Source organism: Flavobacterium sp., assembly GCF_044368995.1.
In the GTDB taxonomy this organism is placed as follows: Bacteria; Bacteroidota; Bacteroidia; order Flavobacteriales; family Flavobacteriaceae; genus Flavobacterium.
Genome location: NZ_JBIPMS010000030.1, coordinates 1 through 17,707 on the forward strand (window position 1 = coordinate 1; position 17,707 = coordinate 17,707).

Consider the following 17,707-nt stretch of genomic DNA (forward strand, 5'->3'; position numbering starts at 1 on the left):
AAAATGCTAATCAAGCATTAGCGTTTTTATCAGCAAATTATTTCGATAATCCATCGAAAAAACTAAAATTAATTGGGATTACAGGCACAAACGGAAAAACTACAATTGCCTCGTTATTGTATCAAATGTTTAAAAAAGCAGGATACAAAGTAGGATTATTATCAACCGTTAAAATTATGGTTGATGAGGTAGCATATAAAGCTACTCATACAACTCCAGATTCGCTAACTATTAATAAATATTTAGACGAAATGGTTGAAATAGGTTGCGAATTCTGTTTTATGGAAGTTTCCTCACATGGTATTCATCAAAAACGTACCGAATCTTTATATTTTGAAGGCGGCGTGTTTACGAATTTATCACATGATCATTTAGACTATCACGAAACATTTGCCGAATATAGAGATGTTAAAAAATCATTTTTTGATCATTTATCAAAAACAGCTTTTGCAATATCAAATATCGATGACAAAAACGGAGAAGTAATGCTCCAAAATACATTGGCTAAAAAAAGAACCTATGCTTTAAAAACCTATGCTGATTTTAAAGCACAAATTTTAGAAAATCAATTATCTGGATTGGTTTTAAAAATTAATAACGAAGAAGTTTGGACAAAATTAATTGGTTCGTTTAATGCTTATAATATTTTAGCCATTTACGGTGTAGCAATCGAATTAGGAATTGAAAGTACAGAAGCATTACGATTGTTATCCGAGTTAGAAAGTGTTTCAGGCCGTTTTCAGTTTGTTATTTCTAACACTAAAATTACTGCAATAATTGATTATGCACACACGCCAGACGCTTTGGAAAACGTGCTGAAAACTATAGAAAATATTCGAACAAAAAACGAACAATTAATTACAATTGTAGGTTGTGGTGGTGATAGAGATAAAACAAAACGACCAATAATGGCAAATATTGCGGCCACTTGGAGTGATAAAGCCATTTTTACTTCAGACAATCCAAGAACAGAGAATCCTCAAACCATAATTGAAGAAATGGAAGTTGGAGTTGAAGGTAAGAATTTTAAAAAAACACTTTCTATTTTAGATAGAAAACAAGCTATAAAAACCGCCTGTCAAATGGCAAATTCAGGTGATATTATTCTGATTGCTGGAAAAGGTCATGAAACCTATCAAGAAATAAACGGAGTCCGGCAGGATTTTGACGATATGCAAATTGTACAAGAATTATTAAATCAATTAGAAAAATAAATTCTAAATATTAAGTCAAACGACTTGGAATTTGGAATTTAAAGATTTGGAATTTAAACCTATAAAATTATGTTATACTACATTTTTAAATATCTAGATGAAGCTTATAATTTGCCAGGAGCAGGTTTGTTTCAATATATCACTTTCCGATCTGGAATAGCGGTTATTTTATCGTTATTAATTTCTACCATTTATGGAAAAAGAATTATTAGCTATTTAAGAAACAAACAAGTTGGTGAAACGGTTCGTGAGTTAGGTTTAGATGGACAAGTGCAAAAAGCAGGAACCCCAACAATGGGTGGACTAATTATTATTTTAGCCACACTTGTTCCTGTTTTACTTTTGGCAAAATTGGACAACATTTACATCATTTTGCTTTTAGTAACTACCGTATGGATGGGTAGTATTGGTTTCTTAGATGACTATATTAAAGTTTTCAAAAAAGATAAAGAAGGTTTAAAAGGAAAATTTAAAGTTATTGGTCAAATTGGACTTGGAATTATCGTAGGCGTTACTTTATACTTTAATCCAAACGTAACCGTAAAAGAGGATGTGGTGCTAAAAAAGCAAGGGATAGAAACAGTTATTAAATCCACTTCACCAGAAGTAAAATCAATGGAAACAACCATTCCATTTGTGAAAAATAATACGTTTGATTATGCTGAAGTACTTTCTTTTATGGGTGATGATTATCAAAATTGGGCTTGGTTAATTTTTATTCCTGTGGTCATTTTTATTATAACTGCCGTTTCAAATGGTGCGAATTTAACAGATGGTATTGATGGTTTGGCGGCGGGAACTTCAGCCATTTCAGTATTGGTTTTAGGGATATTCACATTTGTATCGGGAAACATCATTTTTTCAAATTATCTAAATATTATGTATATCCCAAATTCGGGTGAAATGACTATTTATATTGCTGCATTCGTAGGCGCATTAATTGGTTTTTTGTGGTATAACACCTATCCCGCAACTGTATTTATGGGTGATACTGGAAGTTTAACAATTGGAGGAATTATAGCTGTAATTGCAATCGCAGTTAGAAAAGAATTAATGATTCCTGTTTTATGTGGTATTTTCTTAGCGGAAAACTTTTCAGTCGTGTTACAAGTAGCTTATTTCAAATATACCAAAAAGAAATTTGGCGAAGGTCGTCGTATTTTCTTAATGTCGCCATTACACCATCATTATCAGAAAAAAGGCTATCACGAAAGTAAAATCGTAACACGTTTTTGGATTGTGGCTATCATTTTAGCTATTTTCTCATTAGTATCTTTAAAACTAAGATAACATGCGATTGGTTGTATTAGGTGGTGGTGAAAGCGGTGTTGGAACGGCTATTCTGGGAAAGAAAAAAGGATACGATGTTTTTGTATCTGATTTTGGAAAAATAAAAGAAAATTATAAAGAAGTTCTTAGTATTAATGGCATTGCTTGGGAAGACGAAAAACACACTGAAAATTTAATTCTGAATGCCGATGTAGTAATGAAAAGTCCGGGGATACCAGATAATGCGCCCATTGTAAAAAAGTTACTTAAAAAAAAGATTCCCGTGATTTCGGAAATTGAATTTGCAGCACCTTTTACTACTGCAAAAACAATTGGAATTACTGGAAGTAATGGTAAAACTACTACTACTTTGTTAACGTATCATATACTTAAACAAGGCGGTTTAAATGTTGGATTAGCAGGGAATATTGGGAAAAGTTTTGCCTGGCAAGTAGCCGAAAACAAGCACGATTGTTATGTGCTAGAATTAAGTAGTTTCCAATTAGATGGTATTTTTAATTACAAGCCAAATATTGCAATTATTTTGAATATAAGCCCAGACCATCTAGACAGATATAATTACGATTACAATTTATACATCGATTCAAAGTTTAGGATAACAATGAATCAAACAGAAACGGATTATTTAATTTATGATGAGGATGATGAAGCCATTTCAAATTGGTTTATCTCCCATCAAACAAAAGCAAAAAAAGTGCCTTTTTCAATTTCAAAAAAAGTAAACATAGGCGGAAGCATAACAGAGAACAACGAAATTAATATCAACCTTAACGAAGACCATTTTATTATGCCGATAAATCAACTAGCTTTAGAAGGAAAACATAACGTAAAAAACGCTATGGCTGCAACAACTGTTGCTCAATTAATGAATATTAGAAAAGCAACAATAAGAGAAAGCTTATCCAATTTTCAAGGGGCAGAGCATAGATTGGAAAAAGTTTTAAAAATTAATAATGTGCAATACATTAACGATTCTAAAGCTACAAATGTAAATGCCACATTCTTTGCCTTAGATAGCATGAACACACCTACAGTTTGGATTGTTGGTGGTGTGGATAAAGGAAATGATTATGACGAGTTAATGGCGTTGGTTCGTGAAAAAGTAAAAGGTATTATTTGTTTAGGAATTGATAATAAAAAACTAGTCGACAAGTTTGAAGGTTTAGTAGAAATGTTTATTGAAACAACTTCCATGTCTGAAGCTGTAAAAATAGCTAACAAAATGGCTGAAAAAGGCGATACTGTTTTGCTTTCACCAGCATGTGCTAGTTTTGACTTGTTCGAAAACTATGAAGACAGAGGTCGTCAATTTAAACAAGCGGTACAAAATTTATAATTGTAATTGAATTTTACAAGAGCAAAAATTTATAATGAATAAAATAGTCAACCAACTTAAAGGCGATAAAACAATTTGGGCAGTAATAATTTTACTAGCCATAGTTTCCTTTTTGCCTGTTTATAGTGCTAGCACCAATTTAGTTTATACTGTTGGTAATGGCACGGGTTCTACTTTTATGTTGTTATTAAAACATCTTACGCATCTTTTTATTGGAATGCTTATTGTATTTCTGGTTCATAAATTGCACTTCGAAAAATTTAAAAAATATTCCATTTTTGCCATTTGGATAATCATTCCGGCGTTGCTATTTACATTATTACAAGGAAAAACAATTGGTGGTGCTAATGCTAGTCGATGGTTGGTTATTCCTTTCGTCAATTTTTCGTTTCAGCCCTCCACACTTGCCTTCACAATTTTAATGGTATATGTGGCGAGAACATTAACCAAAATTAACGAAACCAAATATACGTTTAGAGATTCAGTTATTCAAATATGGATTCCTGTTGGCGCGGTTTTAATATTTATTTTACCTTCAAATTTTTCCACAGCTGCTTTAATGTTTGCAATGGTTTTTATGTTGCTATACATTGGACAATATCCTCTAAAATATTTAGGAATTGTATTGGCAACTGGAATAGCTTTATTGGCACTTTTTTTCTTGTTGGCGCAAGCTTTTCCAAAACACAAAACCTTTAGCCGTGTCAACACTTGGGTGAGTAGAATTGAAAATTTTACCTCAGATAAACCAGATGAAGACAAATATCAAATAGAAAATGCTAAAATTGCTATTGCGGTAGGAAAAATTAATGGAGTAGGACCAGGAAAAAGTATTCAAAAGAATTTTTTACCTCAATCTTCTTCCGATTTTATTTTTGCTATTATAATTGAAGAATATGGACTAATTGGAGGATATGTATTAGTGTTTTTTTACATGTTGTTGTTTTTTAGATTCTTAATTAGAGCGAATAAAACAACTAATTTGTTTGGAAAATTATTAATCATCGGACTAGGATTTCCCATAATAATTCAAGCCCTGATAAATATGGGTGTAGCTGTAGAATTACTGCCAGTTACAGGTCAGCCTTTGCCTTTAATTAGTAGTGGAGGAACTTCAATTTGGATGACTTGTTTGTCCTTAGGAATTATTCTTAGTGTAACAAAAAGAGAAGATGAGATTGCTGCTGATTTAAAAGATTTTCAAGATAAAGAAGCCGCTTTACAGCGTTTAATAGAAAGAGAAGTAGTAGTTATGAATGCTGAAAATTCTGAAGAAACCCTTTCGGAAGACGAGCATAAAGTAAATGATATGAAGTATTCTATTCGTGAATCTTTAAAACAAGAAAACGAATTAGATACTCAAGGCGATAGTTTAGTAAACGGACAAAATCCAATGAAGGCGGTTATAAATAAAAAATAATGGAAAAACGATTTATCATTAGCGGTGGCGGAACAGGTGGACATATTTATCCAGCAATTGCTATTGCAAACGAATTGAAATTTCAATATCCGGACGCTAAATTTTTATTTGTAGGTGCAAAGGATAAAATGGAAATGCAAAAAGTACCGCAAGCCGGTTATGAAATTAAAGGGCTGTGGATTACAGGATTGCAACGAAAACTTACATTACAAAACGTAATGTTTCCAATAAAATTAGCTACAAGTTTAATAAAATCGTATTTTATATTAAAAAGATTTAAACCTAATGTGGTAATTGGAACGGGAGGTTTTGCTAGTGGAGCTGTTTTAAAAGTGGCATCAATTTTAGGAATTCCAACGGTTATTCAAGAACAAAATTCTTATCCTGGAATTACAAATAAATTATTAGCCAAAAAAGCCAATTCCATTTGTGTGGCATATGAAAATTTAGAACGCTTTTTCCCAAAAGATAAATTACATATTACGGGAAATCCAGTGCGACAAGATTTAATGGAAGTGGTAAGCAAAAAAGACGAAGCACTGACTTATTTTAATTTAGAAGTTACCAAGAAAACACTTCTAATTTTAGGGGGAAGTTTAGGTGCTAGAAGAATAAATCAACTAATTGAAAAAGAATTAGATTTTTTATTACATCTCGATTTTCAAATTATTTGGCAATGTGGCAAGCATTATTTAAAAGAATATTCAAAATATAACGAAAAAGAAAACGTTCAAGTTGTGGCATTTATTGATAGAATGGATTTGGTGTATGCAGCTGCTGATGTGGTAATTTCTCGTTCAGGCGCATCTTCTGTTTCCGAGTTGTGTATTGTTGGAAAACCCACCATTTTTATTCCTTCGCCAAATGTGTCCGAAGACCATCAAACAAAAAATGCCAAAGCAATTGTCGAAAGAGGTGCAGCGATTTTAATTAAAGAATCAGATTTAGAATCAGAATTTAAAATTGTTTTCGAAGCATTAATTAAAGATCAAGGAAAATTAGAAAGCTTGGCACAGAATATTAAAAAATTAGCGTTACCCAATGCAACAAAAGAAATAGTTGAAGAAATAAAAAAATTAATTAAATAATAAAAACAATTGCAACAGCAATAAAAAAATGAATTTAAATCAAATACATAACGTTTATTTTATTGGAATCGGTGGAATCGGAATGAGTGCTTTGGCACGCTATTTTCAATTCATTGGAAAAAATGTGGCGGGTTATGATAAAACAGCAACACAATTAACTTCCGAGTTACAAGAAAGTGGTATAAAAATTCATTTTGAAGACAACATAGATTTAATAGTAGATAGCTTTAAAAACTCAGAAAATACTCTAGTAGTTATTACGCCAGCGGTTCCAAAAAACCACACAGAATGGAACTTCTTTTTAGATAACGGATTTACGGTGAAAAAACGTGCTGAGGTATTAGGCATTATTACAAAAGATACTTTTTGTTTCGCTGTTGCGGGCACACACGGTAAAACTACAACATCAAGTATTTTGGGGCATATTTTGTATGAAAGTGGTGTAGATGTTACTGCTTTTTTAGGCGGAATTGTAGAAGGATATGATTCAAATTTAATTGGTACAGGAAAAACAGTTACTGTAGTAGAAGCAGATGAATTTGATCGTTCATTTTTGTATTTACATCCCAATGTGTCTTGTATAACATCTATGGATGCAGATCATCTAGATATTTACGGAGATGTAGCTGCTATTGAAGCATCTTTTGAAGAATTTGCTAGTAAAGTGCCATCAGAAAATTTATTTATTGTCAAAGGATTGCCTTTAGAAGGAAATACAATTGCTGTAAATGGGGGTGCGGATTATGTCGCCCAAAACATAAGAATTGCCAATGGTTTTTATGTTTTTGATGTAAAAACCGCAACGGAATTAATTGAAAATGTAAAATTTGGGTTACCAGGACATCATAATTTAACTAATGCTTTGTTGGCTTTTGCTATGGCAAAATCGTACGGTGTAGCAAACGAAAAAATTAGAAATGCGTTAGCTACTTTCAAGGGTGTTAGACGTCGATTTTCATTTCAAATTAGAACCGAAAAATTAGTATATATTGATGATTATGCACACCACCCAACGGAAATAAATGCGGTACATCAAGCCGTAAGGGAATTATATCCAAATAAAAAAATAATAGCATGTTTTCAACCTCATTTGTTCAGTAGAACTAAAGATTTTGTTGAAAGTTTTGCAGAAAGTTTGTCTCAGTTTGATGAACTACTTTTATTAGAAATTTATCCTGCCAGAGAATTGCCTATTGAAGGGGTAAATGCTTCTTGGTTATTAGAGAAAATTAATTCTAAAAATAAACAATTAGTAACCAAAGAAAAGTTATTAACATGCTTTCAAAATTCTGTTGCAGATGTATATATTACGATTGGTGCAGGAGATATTGGTGAAATGGTAAAGGACATTAAAAAAGTGCTAAATGAAAAAAATTAATTGGCAAAATATTCGGTTAGTAATGATGCTTTTGGTGTTAATTTTTTTGTATTCTTTTACACAAAGTAGAAGTCAAAACAAGAAAATTGCTAAAATACAAGTTGATTTTCAGGGCAATAACAAAATGTTTTTAACAAATGAAATGGTTAATAACTTGTTAATACAAAATTTAGGAGGGACTTCCTCAATTCAAAAAGATAAAGTAGATTTGAAAGAATTGGAAAGTGCCCTAAAAAAGCAATCATTTATCGAAAATGCTGAAGCGTTTATTTCAGAAGACGGTATGTTAATAACTAAAGTTTTGCAGAAATCCCCAGTCGCAAGAATTGTTAATAATAATCGCGTTTTATATGTTGATAAAAATGGAAGTATTTTTCAATTGTCGGATAATTTTTCATCAAGAGTTCCTATTGTTCAAGGAAATATTGAAGGCGAATTTAAAAAAGGTTTCATAGAGACATTTAAGACCATTGAGAAAGATGATTTTTTAAGAAAACATATCATTGCAATCACGATTCAGAAAAATGGAAGCATGAATATGCTAACAAGAGAACATGATTACGATATCAATTTTGGAAAACCCATTTTAATAGACAAGAAGTTTAAAAATTATAAAGCGTTTTATCAATTCGCATCGAAAGATTCAATAATTGAAAAGTACAAATCAATAAATTTAATTTTCACACAACAAGTAGTGTGTTCAAAATAATGAATAGATGATGAACAAAGAAAGTATTGCAGTAGGTTTAGATATAGGTACAACAAAGATTGTAGCAATGATCGGCAAGAAAAATGAGTACGGTAAACTAGAAATCCTAGGGGTAGGAAAATCTAAAAGTTTAGGGGTACACAGAGGTGTAGTCAATAACATCACGCAAACCATTCAATCTATTCAAGCAGCTATTTCAGAAGCAGAAAATAATTCAGGTTATCGAATTAATGATGTGGTGGTTGGAATTGCAGGACAACACATTCGTAGTATTCAACATAGCGACTATATCAGCAGAAAAAATCCAGAAGAAGTAATTGGAGAAAATGATATTGAACTATTAACTTGTCAAGTTCAAAATTTATCCATGCTTCCAGGTGAAGAAATTATTCATGCCTTACCACAAGAATTTAAAATTGACGGACAATCTGAAATTTTAGAACCTATTGGAATGTATGGTGCCCGAGTAGAATCTAGCTTTCATATTGTAGTAGGACAAGCAGCTTCTATTAGAAATTTAGGACGTTGTGTAAAAAATGCGGGTTTAGAATTAACAGGGTTAACTTTAGAACCCTTAGCTTCAGCAGATGCTGTTTTAAGTGAAGAAGAAAAAGAAGCAGGTGTGGCACTTATCGATATTGGTGGAGGTACAACAGATTTAGCCGTATTTAAAAACGGTGTAATTCGTCATACAGCGGTAATTCCTTTCGGTGGAAATGTAATTACAGAAGATATTAAAGAAGGCTGTTCTATTATTGAAAAACAAGCCGAATTATTAAAAACACGTTTCGGATCGGCTTGGCCAGGAGAAAATAAAGACAACGAAATTGTTTCTATTCCTGGATTAAGAGGTCGTGAACCAAAAGAAATTTCACTAAAAAACCTATCAAAAATTATTCACGCTCGAGTGGTGGAAATTATTGAACAAGTATATGCTGAAATTAAATTATACGGGCATGACGAGCCAAAGAAAAAATTAATTGCAGGAATTGTATTAACAGGAGGTGGTTCGCAACTACAACATATTAAACAATTGGTAGAATATATTACCGGTATGGATACCAGAATAGGTTATCCAAATGAGCATTTAGCAGGAAATTCAAGCGAAGAATTATCTAGCCCATTATATGCCACATCAGTAGGTTTAGTTATGGAAAGTTTACGTAACCAAACCAATAGCGCTACTCCGTTTGTAGAAATGAAAATTCCTGAACCAGTAGTAGCGTCATCTCAATCTACTGAAGTAAATGTAATTGAAGATGCAGGGGAAGAAACTAATTCAACTCCGGTTGAAAACGAACCAACAGAAAGAAAAAAGAAATACGACTTTAATAACCTTTTAGGGAAAATTAAAGAGTTTTTAGATAATGTAGAATAAAGTTATTAGTAGCAAATAACACATTAAAAACAAAGCCAAATATATGGAAAGCAACAACGAATTTGGAAACATTACTTTTGATTTACCAAAAAATCAATCAAACGTAATAAAAGTAATTGGAGTAGGTGGCGGAGGTAGTAATGCCATCAACCACATGTTCAAACAAGGAATCATTGGAGTAGATTTCGTAGTGTGTAATACGGATTCTCAGGCGCTGCAAACTAGCCCAGTTCCAAATAAAATTCAATTAGGTGTAAATCTTACTGAAGGTTTAGGAGCAGGAGCAAAGCCAGAAATCGGACAACAAGCCGCTTTAGAAAGCATTGAGGAACTTGAAAAAATGCTAGATGTAAATACTAAAATGGTATTTATTACAGCTGGTATGGGTGGTGGTACTGGTACTGGTGCAGCACCTGTAATTGCTCAGTTAGCAAAAGAAAGAGGCATTTTAACGGTTGGAATTATTACCATTCCTTTTCAGTTTGAAGGTAAAAATCGTTACGATCAAGCTATGGAAGGTGTAGAAAGATTAAGAAAACAAGTAGATTCTTTAATTGTTATAAATAATAACAAATTAAGAGAAGTGTACGGTAACCTTGGTTTTAAAGCAGGTTTCTCCAAAGCCGATGAAGTTTTAGCTACAGCTTCAAAAGGTATTGCAGAAGTGATTACCAATCACCTAACAATGAACATAGATTTAAAAGACGCTAAAACAGTTTTAAGTGATAGCGGAACAGCAATAATGGGATCTTATGTTGCTTCAGGTGCAGACAGAGCAAGAATTGCGATTCAATCTGCATTGGATTCTCCATTATTAAACGATAATAAAATTACAGGTGCTAAAAATGTATTGTTGCTTATCACATTTGGTTCTGATGAAATTACTATCGATGAAATTAGTGAAATTAACGAATACATTCAAAACGAAGCAGGGCATAACGCAAACATCATCATGGGAATTGGTGAAGATGAAAAATTAGGCGACGCTATTTCGGTAACTGTTATTGCTACAGGTTTTAATATAGAACAACAAATAGAGATCGTAAATGCAGAGCCAAAGAAAATTATTCATTCTTTAGATAGTGAGCAAAAAGTAGAACATAATTTAACACCAAATGCGGTACCTACGCCTAACTTTTCTTTTGAAGAACAAATTGCTAATAATGTCAGTTTTGAAGCAGAAACGCCAAAGGAAGTAGTAGCTGAACCGGTTGCTAAAATTGTTTTTGAATTAAATGATTTAGAAGTAGAACAACCACAAATTGTTCAAGCTCAGGTTTCAGATTTAATAGAAACTACTGAAATTATTAAAAATTTAGATGTATTTTTTGAAAATGTTTCCGCAGAATTTCAAATACAAGCAGTAGCGCAACCTGTTGTTGAAACGTTACAACCGGTACAAGAATTTGAAATTATTTCTAATTCTGTTAGAGAAATTGAAGTAATTGATCCCGAATTTGTTGTGGCTACACAAGATTTCAATTTTTCTTTAGATTTGTTCGATTCTAAAATAGAAACCATAAAAAATACTGTTGTTTTTGAATTAAGCGAAGAAACCAAAGACATCAAAGTAAATGAGGCCGTTCAGTTTTTCCCAGTTACGGAACTTGGAGAAGAAGGAATTATCAAATATACATTAGAAGAAGAACTTGAAGAAGCATTTGAACCAGCTGCACATATTCAAGTCGCTGCAGAACCTATTGATGAAGAAATAAATTTTACTATCAAACAAAAAGAGCCAGTTGCAGCACCTATTAGTTTCGATCCTAATTTTAGCTTTGATGGTATTTCACCAGTGGAAATGTCAATTGAAGACATTTTAAAATCAAGAGCTGAAGAACGTAAAAGCAAATTGAAAAACTTCAATCACAAGTTCAACAATCCAAATCGAATTGATGATTTAGAAAAAGAACCTGCTTTCCGTCGTTTAGGATTAGACGTTACAAGTATGCCAAACCAAAACCCGCCTTCGCGCATGTCTATTGGAATGGATAGTAACGACGACATGCAATTGCGTTCTAACAATTCGTTTTTACATGATAATGTAGATTAACCAAAAATAAACAAACCAAATACTATTAAATCCCGACAAGTTATAAACGAGTCGGGATTTTTTTATTACTTTCGCATAATAAATAATTTACTACTTAAAATCAAAAATATATGAGCTTAGCTACACAAATTATGGATAGCATGAAAGACGCTATGAGAGCCAAAGACACCCTGGCTCTTGAAGCATTGCGTGCCATTAAATCTGAAATATTAATAGCGCAAACCGCCTCGGGATCTAAAGAAGAAATTTCAGAAGCAGACGAAATTAAAATTTTACAAAAATTGGTAAAAATGCGTAAAGACAGTTACGAAATTTTTACAGCACAAAATCGTGCCGATTTAGCCGAACCAGAATTGGCACAAATTGCAGTTATCGAAAAGTTCTTACCTGCTCAATTATCTGAAGCAGAAGTAGAGACTATTGTAGCGAAAATCATTGCCGAGACTGGCGCATCTGGAATTGCAGCAATGGGAAAAGTTATGGGCTTAGCCGCAGCACAAATTGGCGGACAAGCAGAAGGAAAAACCATTTCTACGATTGTAAAAAAACTATTGGTTTAGATAAATTAGACTTCTTAGATTTTTAGACCGGTTAGATGTCTTAGATTACTTAGATTCTATCTAACTTTCTAAAATCTCATAATCTAACAAGTCTAAAAATCTAAAGATCTAACAATCTAAAAATAAACGGCTGCGTAGTTCAACTGGATAGAATGACGGATTTCGGCTCCGTTGGTTGCAGGTTCGAACCCTGCCGCGGTCACAATTATTTCCTATTTATTGGGGTTAAAAAGGTTTTTGTTAAACATTTGCTAAACCGATTGAAAAAGTATCGGTTTTTAATTAAAAATGTTTAAACAAAAAATCCTTAACCACACTTTTATTAGTATGTTAAGGATTTTTTTAATTTTGTATTTTAATTGTTTTAAACTTAAAATTGTTTGAAAATAATTTTTAACAAATATTATTCTTGAAGTTTACAAAAATAGATAACTGTAAGTGGTGATTGAGATTTATCAAAATTAAAACTTACCATTGTATCGTATTCAAAACCTTTTTTTGTGCCTTTTTGTTCAACAAATGTAAAAAAGTGTTTCATTACTCCATCTGTAAAGTAAAGCATTCCATTAGTTTTTTTAATTACATCATACTCTGTAACTGTTTTTTTATCCTTGAAGATTGTTTCAAAAATTACTTTTGTTTCTGTTATAGACAAGCTTCCTTCAGTTTTAAATATGGCACCATTTGCTAAACCAGCCCCGAATTTATATTCCTGTGAGTAAGAAATTAAAGTAAAAAATAATAACGCAGTAAAAATTTTTTTCATAATTTATGTTTTAAATATAAATCAAATGTAAGAAATTAAATTAATAATCAAGTAGATATAAATTTTATGATTAAAAATACTACATTTGAGTTTGAAAAAAATTAACTAAAATATGGACAGTAAAAAACTAAAGCAAATAACAAACCAACTCAAAAAATCTTTTGACAATTGGGATTTCAATTTAGCAATAAATTCAAGTAAAGATGAGTATCAAACAAGAGATAATTTAATTCATCCATTTTTGAATATATTAAATTATGCTAGATTAATTGACTATAATCACGAACACGTTGCGGATATGGGGGATAAAAAAGGGCGTAAAGTTGATGTTGCCATCACTTTAGGCAAGAAAGACCCTTTGATGTTAATTGAGTGCAAAAGTGTAACTGCAAAGTTAAATGACAACCATTTTAGACAATTGAATGAATATTGTTTATATTCTCCTACTGCTAAAGTCGGAATATTAACTAATGGTATTATTTATAATTTTTACACTGTTAATGCAAGAGAAAAAAAAGGATTAAATACAAAACCATTTTTCACTTTTGACTTAATTAATTATGATACAGCTCAATTAGAAACTTTGGCTTTGTTTTTCAGACAAACATTTGAAATAAAAGACATACTTGAAGCTGCGGAAGAAGTTTATTTTTTAGAAAATTTTGATAATGCTTTATACAAAACATTAACAGATATAGAATCTGATGATTTAGCTAAGATGATTTTTAAAAATATGGGAGGTTTAAAGTCTTCTCCGAAAGCGCTAGCTCAAATCAAGGAACTAATTAATTCAATTTCAATTAAGACAGCGTTAGATAAAATTATACAAAAAGAAATTGCTTCTTCAAATAGTGGTATTATGACAACCACTGAAGAAATCAAAGCTTATAATGTAATAAAAACCATTCTTGCAATGTCTTCAAAAATAAAAACTGTTGATTTGGACAGAATAAGTTACAGAGATTTAAAAAATTCATTTCTTATCATAGTTGACGAAAAACAAACTAAAAATATATGCTCTTTAGTTTTCAAAGAAAAATTAAAAGCTATCGATATTAATGGCAGTAGATTTGAATTAGAGGATGTAACTGTTTCTTCAATCACAAAATTAAAAAAAGAAATAACAGAATCAGCTTTGTCAAATTTGGTTTAAAAGAAATTTTTTTTCATAACTGTCTCACAAATTCTTCTGATTGACTCTTAATAAATTCCCAAAAAAACCCTTTGTCAAAATAATTGGCAAAGGTTTTTCGTTTTTATGTTTAGTAGGGGTTAAAAAGGTTTTTGCTAAATATTTAAATAGTAATAGTAGTAAAAACCTTTTTCTTTTATGAAGTAAAAAGGTGCGATGTTGCGGCAAATGAGCAGCATTTGAATGGGAAAAGAACGTAGCTTTAGAAAATGATGTGAAGTTCTAAGACCGTTCGTTGGGGTAACAACAAATAATAGCGAAGCGTTCCTTTTTGTTATTGTAAATTAGTTAGAATTTACAAGTTTTAAAATTGTGGTTGTTGATTTTAATCCGATAGATTTTGTTTCAAATGTTACTTCACCAGAATTTTTTCCAGCTTGAATAATTATTTGGCATTTTCCATTAAAAGCACTTCTTTGCCAAGAATCTGTTAAGCATTTATCTGGTTCATGAGAACTCGGATCGCCATTTCCAACCCCAATTATTTTTGCGTTTTCAGAAATGGTAAATGCAAGTAGGTTGTTCGCTGTTGGTACTTCTCTTCCTTTTTCGTCAGTAATTGAAATATTTACTACTGTTGCATCTTTTCCATCTGCCATTAAAATTGATTTATCTGGAGTTAGTACCACATGTGTAGCTAGTCCTGTTGTTTCAATTTTTGCAGTAATTTTTTTACCTTTTTTGTAGGCAACCGCTTTTAAAGTTCCTGGTTCGTAAAGTACATTCCATTGTAAATGACTGTTTCTTTCCATTGTTTTTTTGCCTAAACTTTTTTCATTTAAGAAAAGCTCCACTTCATCTGCATTTGAATTTACCCAAACATCAATAGGTTTCCCAATTTTATCAGGCCAATTCCAATGTGGGGAAAGGTGTAAAACATCCTCATTTGTCCACCAACTTTTATAGTAATAATAAATGTTTTTTGGAAAGCCACACACATCCATAATTCCAAAATGCGAGTTGATATTTGGCCATTTATAGGGAGTGGGTTCCCCACGATAATCGAAACCTGTCCATACAAATCCACCTAACCAATAGTTGTTTTCTGCGGCTATTTTCCACCACGTTTCGGCTTTGCTTGCCCACCAAGGATAGGTAATATCTTGATCTGGTACGTAACCACGGATTTCATCTTTTTCGTAAATACCTCTTGTGGTTACAGTACTCCCCATTTCGGTTCCCAAAAGTGGTTGATTGGGATGGTCTTTATGGTAATCCGATACAGCATATTCTCTATAATTGAAACCTCGAATAGGAATTACTTCGTTTACACCTTTGAAGTCATTTCCCATATCGGCAGCATAGGTGCTTGTTCTTGTTGGGTCGATATCTTTTTGAAAGGCTAAAAGCGTTTGTGCAATTTTTTTGCCATATTCATTTCCTTGTATGTTTTGTTCTTCATTACCAATAGACCATAAAAACACAGAAGGATGATTTCTATCTCGTTTTAATAGGCGTGTAAATTGATTAATGTATTCTGGGCTACTGTTTAATAAACGTTGCTCGTCTATTACTAACATTCCCAAACTATCACAAGCCTCTAAAAGTTCTGGAGTAGGTGCGTTATGACTTGCTCTGTATGCATTGCAACCCATTTCTTTTAATAATTTTATGCGGTAATATTGTATATAATCAGGTAGGGCACTTCCAATTCCGGCGTGGTCTTGATGGTTGTTGGTACCTTGAATTTTAAGGTGTTTACCATTTAAGAAAAATCCTTCTTTGGCATCAAATTTTACGGTTTTAATTCCGAAACGAGTTTTAGTTTGATGAATGATTTGATTTTCTGATTTTAAAAATGAAACAACTCTATATAAATAAGGATTTTCAAGCGACCATAGTTCTGGGTTTTTTAGTTGTAAATGTTGTTTTATGGTTTGATTTTTAAGGATTGCTAAATTTACTTTTTGTTCCTTAGTTTTGACTAAAATTTTCCCGTTTCTATCTGTAATATACGAGTAAATAACACTATTTGAATTATTTAAATTATTATTTTGAATGGTAGTTTCAATGGTAACTTCAGCATTTTTCCCTTTAACTTCCGAATGAACAAAAACACCATCCTGTGGAATGAAAGTTTTATCTGTTATGTGTAACCAAGCGTGTCTGTAAATTCCAGCACCTTCATAAAACCAACCTTCGTATTGTGTAGCATCTACTCGAATTACGAGTACATTATTGCCTTCAAAATTAATATAATCAGATACGTCATACGAATTTCCTACATAACCACTAAAATTGGTTCCTACGTAAAAGCCATTTAACCAAATTTCAGCATTTCTGTAGATGCCATCAAATTGAAGTTCAAAACGCTTCTTGCTTTTTGATTTGTCTACCGAAAAATGTTTACGATACCAACCGATACTTGTTTCTGGATAGGCACCACCAACTGGTTTATAACCGTGACTGTCCATCTCTACTTGTTCTGATTTTATAAATGGAAGTTCTACTGCCCAATCATGCGGAATGTTAATCTTTTTCCAGGTGCTGTCAATAAATTTCGGATGTACAATTGTGGTTGCAAAAACATTCGATTTGTGAAGTAAAGCGGTTTTACTATAGTTGAAATCTTTTTCAGCATTTGCTGCATGACCAAAATGAAATTTCCAATCTTCATCTAAGCTTATTTTTTCTTGCGCCATTACACTTGTAATCGCAAAAAGAAAGAAAATAATTAAAACTGATTTGTTTCTCAAAAGTAAAAATGCAATGTTTTTCATAAAATTAATTTTCTTTAAAAGCATCTAAAGCGGGTGAGGGCTTTCCATCGTTTTGCCAAGCACTTAAGCTATAGCCACTCCAAGATTTGGCGCCTTGTGGTTCCCAATACATTACGCCTAAACCGCTGTTATTTGGTACTTTTTTTACCGCCTCTATTGTTGCTTTTAATAATTCGTACGTGTTTTGAACTTTATCATCTTCTCCGCCAACTTCAACAATCATGACTTCTTTATTATATCTATTTACCATATCATTTAGGTTAAATTCTAAGTCAGCAATGGTTTCTGTATAGTCTTTTTTAATCCAATAAGGATAATAGGACAAACCAATAATATCGTATTTTACGTTTTGTGCGGTAGCATTATCGAAAAAAGTTCTGAATTTAGCGTTGTTATTACCTTCATCTACATGAACAATTACTTTTATATTTTTATCAACTGCTTTTGTAGCTTCGTAACCTTTGTTTAGCAATTGTCCTAATTGATTCCAGTTATCGGTACTGCCTTCCGGCCAAAGCATACCGCCAGGAATTTCATTTCCTATTTGCACCCACTCTGGAGTTACGCCTGCGTTTTTTAAAGCTGAAATCACTTCAAAAGTAT

The 17,707-nt window shown here is 32.2% G+C and carries 14 protein-coding genes and 1 tRNA gene; 12 read left to right on the forward strand and 3 right to left on the reverse strand.

The window, feature by feature from the left end; all coding sequences use genetic code 11:
* The 11 genes from ACIQ2I_RS03805 to ACIQ2I_RS03855 all read left to right on the forward strand — a co-directional run.
* Positions 1–1,214, forward strand: a 1,214-nt coding sequence (locus tag ACIQ2I_RS03805; RefSeq protein ID WP_396181102.1) for a UDP-N-acetylmuramoyl-L-alanyl-D-glutamate--2,6-diaminopimelate ligase, incomplete at its 5' end; no start/stop codon positions are given.
* 69 nt (positions 1,215–1,283) lie between these two features.
* Positions 1,284–2,504, forward strand: coding sequence for a phospho-N-acetylmuramoyl-pentapeptide-transferase (gene mraY / locus ACIQ2I_RS03810; protein WP_396181103.1), 1,221 nt, complete (start codon positions 1,284–1,286; stop codon positions 2,502–2,504).
* A 1-nt stretch (position 2,505) separates the two neighbouring features.
* Positions 2,506–3,840 carry a UDP-N-acetylmuramoyl-L-alanine--D-glutamate ligase gene (gene murD / locus ACIQ2I_RS03815; RefSeq protein WP_396181104.1) on the forward strand — a complete coding sequence of 445 codons (1,335 nt, stop codon included), beginning with the start codon at positions 2,506–2,508 and terminating at the stop codon, positions 3,838–3,840.
* Between the two features lie 34 nt (positions 3,841–3,874).
* On the forward strand, positions 3,875–5,260 hold the full coding sequence (locus tag ACIQ2I_RS03820) for an FtsW/RodA/SpoVE family cell cycle protein (protein ID WP_396181105.1): 1,386 nt from the start codon (positions 3,875–3,877) through the stop codon (positions 5,258–5,260).
* Complete coding sequence (murG, locus tag ACIQ2I_RS03825) at positions 5,257–6,348, forward strand: undecaprenyldiphospho-muramoylpentapeptide beta-N-acetylglucosaminyltransferase (protein WP_396181114.1); 1,092 nt, start codon at positions 5,257–5,259, stop codon at positions 6,346–6,348. The genes ACIQ2I_RS03820 and murG overlap by 4 nt, the downstream gene beginning before the upstream one ends.
* A 28-nt stretch (positions 6,349–6,376) precedes the next feature.
* Positions 6,377–7,726 carry a UDP-N-acetylmuramate--L-alanine ligase gene (gene murC, locus ACIQ2I_RS03830; protein WP_396181106.1) on the forward strand — a complete coding sequence of 450 codons (1,350 nt, stop codon included), beginning with the start codon at positions 6,377–6,379 and terminating at the stop codon, positions 7,724–7,726.
* Positions 7,713–8,435, forward strand: a complete 723-nt coding sequence (locus ACIQ2I_RS03835) for a cell division protein FtsQ/DivIB (protein WP_396181107.1) — start codon at positions 7,713–7,715, stop codon at positions 8,433–8,435. Before murC ends, ACIQ2I_RS03835 begins: the two co-directional genes overlap by 14 nt.
* 10 nt (positions 8,436–8,445) lie before the next feature.
* Entirely contained in the window at positions 8,446–9,813 is a 1,368-nt protein-coding gene (gene ftsA / locus ACIQ2I_RS03840) for a cell division protein FtsA (protein ID WP_396181115.1), read from the forward strand.
* A 43-nt stretch (positions 9,814–9,856) separates the two neighbouring features.
* Positions 9,857–11,866: a cell division protein FtsZ gene (ftsZ, locus tag ACIQ2I_RS03845; RefSeq protein ID WP_396181108.1), complete on the forward strand. Its 2,010-nt coding sequence runs from the start codon at positions 9,857–9,859 to the stop codon at positions 11,864–11,866.
* A gap of 110 nt (positions 11,867–11,976) precedes the next feature.
* The gene (locus ACIQ2I_RS03850; protein ID WP_396181109.1) at positions 11,977–12,426 is read left to right on the forward strand and encodes a GatB/YqeY domain-containing protein; all 450 of its coding nucleotides are present in this window, start codon (positions 11,977–11,979) and stop codon (positions 12,424–12,426) included.
* A gap of 128 nt (positions 12,427–12,554) precedes the next feature.
* Positions 12,555–12,628 (forward strand) — tRNA-Arg (locus ACIQ2I_RS03855).
* Between the two features lie 201 nt (positions 12,629–12,829).
* Here the strand turns inward: ACIQ2I_RS03855 and ACIQ2I_RS03860 are convergent.
* Positions 12,830–13,192 (reverse strand): hypothetical protein, encoded by a 363-nt coding sequence (locus ACIQ2I_RS03860; protein WP_396181110.1) that lies wholly within the window; start codon positions 13,190–13,192, stop codon positions 12,830–12,832.
* Positions 13,193–13,304: 112 nt separating this feature from the next.
* Between ACIQ2I_RS03860 and ACIQ2I_RS03865 the strand changes: the two genes are divergently transcribed.
* On the forward strand, positions 13,305–14,345 hold the full coding sequence (locus ACIQ2I_RS03865) for a type I restriction enzyme HsdR N-terminal domain-containing protein (RefSeq protein WP_396181111.1): 1,041 nt from the start codon (positions 13,305–13,307) through the stop codon (positions 14,343–14,345).
* Positions 14,346–14,668: 323 nt separating this feature from the next.
* Here the strand turns inward: ACIQ2I_RS03865 and galA are convergent, their stop codons facing one another.
* The gene (gene galA, locus ACIQ2I_RS03870) at positions 14,669–17,104 is read right to left on the reverse strand and encodes a beta-galactosidase GalA (RefSeq protein ID WP_396181112.1); all 2,436 of its coding nucleotides are present in this window, start codon (positions 17,102–17,104) and stop codon (positions 14,669–14,671) included.
* A gap of 4 nt (positions 17,105–17,108) precedes the next feature.
* Positions 17,109–17,707: glycosyl hydrolase 53 family protein (locus ACIQ2I_RS03875; protein WP_396181113.1), on the reverse strand; the 599-nt coding region annotated here is incomplete at its 5' end.